The sequence below is a fragment of the Streptomyces acidicola genome (assembly GCF_009377235.1).
Taxonomy (GTDB): Bacteria; Actinomycetota; Actinomycetes; order Streptomycetales; family Streptomycetaceae; genus Streptomyces; species Streptomyces acidicola.
The window spans coordinates 1-5,191 of record NZ_VMNX01000397.1; the positions used below are offsets into that span (position 1 = coordinate 1).

The 5,191-nt window shown below is 75.4% G+C and carries 1 protein-coding gene; it reads left to right on the top strand.

Going from position 1 to position 5,191, the window contains the following annotated elements:
* Positions 1-5,191 (top strand): non-ribosomal peptide synthetase (locus FPZ41_RS44665; protein WP_152870434.1); only part of this gene is annotated, 5,191 nt, incomplete at both ends.

Sequence of the window (5,191 nt, forward strand, 5' to 3'; positions counted from 1 at the left end):
GAGACGGTGGGGCGGCTGTGGACGCGGGGGACGGCCCTGTCCCCGACGGCTCTGCCCATCGAGGGCGCGGGGCGGCGGCGGGTGCCCGTGCCCACGTACCCGTTCCAGCGCGGCCGCCACTGGCCGGGGCGGCAGCCCGGCCCGGCACCGGCACCGGCACCGGCACCGGCACCCAGCGGTACACCGGCACCAGTTCCCAGCGGCATGCCGGAACCGCAACGCCTCGTCTGGAGCGACGCCCCGCTCACCGCAGCCCCCGGCCCCCGTGCCGTACGGCTGGCCGGTGCCGACAGCGCGCTCGGGCGGGCTCTCGCCGACCGGCTCACCCGGCGCGGAGTGACCGTGCTGGGGCAGCACGACGCCTCGGAGCCGACCGCCCCGGACACCGTGGTGTGGCTCGCCGGTACCGCCGCGGACCCCGCAACGCGCTCGGCCATCACCGAGCTGCGCGATGTGATGCCCCTGCTCGGCGCGGGTCCCACCCGGCTGCTGTTGGTCACCGAGGACGTACACACCACCGGCGTCCAGCCGGAACGTTCCCGCCCCGAGCACGCACTGCTGCACGGCTTCGCCCTCGCCCTGCCCGAGGAACACCCGGGCCTGTCCTCACGCGGCATCGACCTGTCCTCACGGGACGCGCTCGACTCCCGGCTCGACGCGCTCGAACGCGAGTTGCACGCCCAGGACGTGCCCGGCGCCGGGGGAACGGTCGCGTGGCGGGCGGGCCGCCGGCTGACCCGTACACCCGTCGGCGTGGGCGTCGGCACCACGACCGTGAAGGCGTTGCCCCCGGACGGCACGTACCTGATCACCGGCGGCGCCGGCGGTCTCGGGTCCGCGCTCGCCCGCGATCTCGCGGAGCGGGGCACGCCGGACATCGTCCTCACCGGGCGCACCTCCACGCCGCCCCGGGACCTGCTCGCCGAGCTGCGCGCGCGGGGCGCACGGGCCCGTTACCACGCGGTCGACGTCTGCGACGAGGCCGCCGTCGACGCGCTCGTCGCCGGTCTGCCGCCGCTGGACTACGTGTTCCACGCCGCGGGTACGGCCCGCCCCGGCAGCCTGCGCGGCAAACCGGACGCGGAGATCGAGGACGTTCTCGCCGCGAAGGTGCGCGGCACCGCGCTGCTCGCCGGAGCGCTGCGCCGCCACGGCCACGACGACGCCGTGTGCGTCGCCTTCTCCTCCGTCTCGTCCGTACTGCCCGGCCTGGCCGGCGCACTCGGCGACTACGCGGCCGCAGGCGCCTTCCTCGATGCCTTCGCCGCCGCCGAGCGGGCGGCGGGCCGCCCCTGGCAGGCGATCGGTTTCGGCCCTGTCGCCGACACGGGACTGGCGAGCCGTATGGCGGGTGACATGGTGAGCGGCGTGCGGGCCCGGGGGCTCGCGCCCATGACCGCGCACGCCGCGCTGGCGGGCCTGTACGCGGCGATCGGCGTGGACGCGGCCCATGTACTGGTGACGGGCACAGCGAACCCGACAGCCGGACCCGCACCCACCGGCTCCCCAGCGACCGGTACCCGCGACACCACGGACCGGACGTCCGCTCGCCCCGCCCCCCGGCCCGAGGGAGACCCGTCCCACGTCGCCGACCTCGTACGCCACCTCCTGGCCGAGGCCCTGCACCGCGCCCCGGAGGACATCGGCGACGACGAGCAGTTCCTCACGCTCGGGCTGGACTCCCTCACCGCCGTGGACCTCGCGCGGCGTCTGGAGAGGGAGCTCGGCCGGACGCTGCCGGCCACCCTGCTCTTCGAGTACCGCACGCTCGGCGAACTGGCCGCCCACCTGGCCACCGGGCCCCAGCCGACCCCGACCGTATCCGGTTTCCCCGGTTTCTCCGGTTACGATCCCCCGGCAGACGACGGCCTCCCCGGCCCCCTCACCCCCCTGCAACTCGCCTTCCACACCACCGAGGCGCTCCACGAGGGAGTCACCGCCTACGGCTACGTCCGCCAGAGCATCAGCGGCCCCCTCGACAGCGCGCTCCTCGGCCGGGCCCTGTCCCGCCTCGCCGCCCGCCACCCCATGCTGCGCCTGCGGATCACCCGGGACGGCGACACCCGGCCACGCCAGTACGCGGTACCCGCCGCGCCCATCGATGCCGCGCCCAGCTGGTACGAGGTGAGGGAACCGGCCGCGCATCAGCCTTACGAGCCGGCCGAGCTCGAACAGACCCTGTGCAACCGCCCCTTCGACCTGACCTCCCAGGACCCCGTACGAGCCGTCCTCGTACGCGAGCACCCGCACCTCTCCCATCTGCTCCTGGTCGTCCACCACGCCGCCGCGGACGGCTTCAGCCTCAAGGTGCTGGGCGAGGAGCTGTGGGCGCTCTACACCGCGCTCGCCCGGGGCGACGACAGCGCACCCGAACTCCCGTCCCCGCAAGCGCAGTTCGCCGACTACGCGGCGGCCGTCGCCGCCGAGCGGCAGTCCCCCGCACACGCACGGGACCAGGAGTACTGGCGCGACCGGCTCGCCGAGCACGCCGGCACCGTCGGCGCCGGCGCGACGGCACCGGCCCTGCCGTACGACGGCGATCCCGAGGCGCCTCCCGCCCCGCCGCTCGCCCACCACCGCACCGTCGTCGACGAGACCCTGACGGCCGCGCTCCGCGAGGTCGCCGCCCGGCACGGGGTCTCCCTGTTCCATCTGCTGCTGGCGGTGTACGGCCGTTGCCTGGCGCGGTGGAGCGGACAGCGGGCGGTTGCCGTCAATGTGGCGCGGTCCCGCCGCGAACTGCCGCTCCCCGGCATCGACCGTCTGGTGGGTCCGCTGGCCGACACCCTTCCGGTGTTCGTGACCGTCGGCCCCGACGAACCCGTGACCGTACTGGCTCAGCGGCTGCGGCGGATCTGGCGGGAGGCCGAGGCCCACGCGACCCTGAGCAGCCCCGACATCGCACGGCTGCTGCCCACCGCCGGCCGAGGCCCCGGCCCGGCGCCGCGCACGGCCGCCGAGGCGGGGTTCAGCTTCGCCCGCTTCCCCGTGGTCCACGGCGCCGACTGGCCGGTCACCGTGACGCCGACGGCCGCGGCCACCGCCACCGCCGCCACCCGGCTCGGGCTGCTGTGCTGGGAGGCCGACGCGAGCCTGCGCCTGTCGTGGAACCACCCCGCCCGTCTGTTCCGCCCCGAGACCGTGCGCCGCCTCGCCGACGCGTACGTCGACGAACTGCGCGCCGCCGTCGCGGAACCCCAGGCAGCGGCACAGGATTCAGTGGATGTGACGGCGGACGACGACGGCGGTGGGATCGTGGACCGGCTGTGCGCACGGCTGCGTGCCACGCCCGAGGCCGTCGCGGTCGACACCGGACGCACCACCCTCACCTACGCGGCCCTCGACGAGGCCTCCGCCGCCCTCGCGGCCCGGCTGCGCGCCCACGGCGTACGGCACGGCGACCTGGTCGGACTGCTCACCGAGCCCGGCGCGGACACCGTCACCGGAGTCGTCGGCATCCTGCGGTCGGGCGCCGGTTGGGTACCCCTGGACGCCACCCATCCCGCCGCCCGGCACCGGGACCAGGTGAGCCGTACGGGAGTCCGTGTGCTGGTGTGCGACGCGACGACCCGCGCCGCCGCCGCTGCCGCCGTACCGGGCGAGGTCACGCTGGTCGCCACCGACGCCCCGTCACCGGCCCCGACCGCGCCCGGCCCCACGCCCGACACCGTGCCGGAGCCCGCGCCGGGCCCCGCACCGGGCGGACAGCCCACCGCCAACCCGGACTCCACCGCGTACGTGATCTTCACCTCCGGCTCGACGGGCCGCCCCAAGGCCGTCCCGGTGACCCACCGGTCCATGACCGCCTACCTCGACTGGGCGCTGTCCACCTTCGGCTACGGCCCGGGCGACCGGCTCGTACAGACCGCGTCGATCTGCTTCGACGCCTCCGTACGCCAGGTGCTGGCCCCGCTGCTCGCCGGAGCCACGGTGCACACCCTCAGCCGGGACCTGCTGCGTGACCCCGAGGCGCTCCTGGACCGCGTCGTGGAGGACCGGATCACGGTGTGGAGTTCGGTGCCGACGCTGTGGGAGGGGCTGCTGACCGCGGCCGAGAACCGCGTCCGGGAAGACGGTCCCGCCCCGGACCTGTCCGCGCTGCGCTGGGTCCACGTAGGCGGCGAGGCACTGCCCGCCTCGCACGTACGCCGCTGGTTCGACCTGCTGGACGCCACAGGCAACCGTGGGTCCGGCAACCGCGGCTCCGGCAACCGCGGCTCCGGTCACAGGATCTCCAACCTCTACGGCCCCACCGAAGCCACCATCAACGCCACCTGTCACATCATCACCACCCGCCCCGCCGACGACGTACGGCACCTGCCCATCGGCCGGCCGATCGCCGGAACCGAACTGGCCGTCGTGGACGAGGACGGCCGCCCGTGCGGCCCGGGCGAGGCCGGTGAACTCCTCATCACCGGAACCGGCCTCACCCCCGGCTACCTGGGCGACCCCGAACTCACCGCGGCGGCCTTCACCGAGCGGGACGGCCGCCGTTGGTACCGCAGCGGCGACCGCGTCCGTCGCGGCACCGACGGCGTGCTGGAGTTCCTGGGGCGACTGGACGACCAGGTCAAGGTCCGTGGCCACCGGGTGGAGCTCGGCGAGGTCGAGGCCGCCCTGCTCACCCACCCGGGCGTGGCCCGCGCGGCCGTACTGCTGCGGGACGGGCGTCTCGTGGCGTACGTCGAGCCCCGGGCCGGCACGGACGAGCCCGACGCCCGCGAGGTGCGTACCTTCCTGTCCCGCGTGCTGCCCCCGTACATGCTGCCCGCCCACGTCCGCTCCGTCCCGGCGCTCCCGCTGACCGGCACGGGCAAGATCGACCGCAACCGGCTGGCGCGGCCGGACGACACGACTACGACTACGACAGCCGACGCGGATCCCACACCCCGGCGCGGGACCCCGCCCGCGACCCCCACCGAACGCCTGGTCGCGGGCGTGTGGTGCGAGGTGCTGGAGGTGCCGGAGGTCTTCCAGGAGGACGACTTCTTCACGCTCGGCGGCGACTCCATGACGGTGCTGGAGCTGTTCGCCCGCCTGCGCACAGCGTGCCCCGCCCTGCCACGCCCGACCGCCATCTACACGCACCGCACGCTGACCGCCCTGGCAGCGGCCGTCGACGCCGCCACCGCAACTGGCCCGGCCACCGACCCGGCACCCGTCCCCCCGACCACCGACACCACCCCAACCC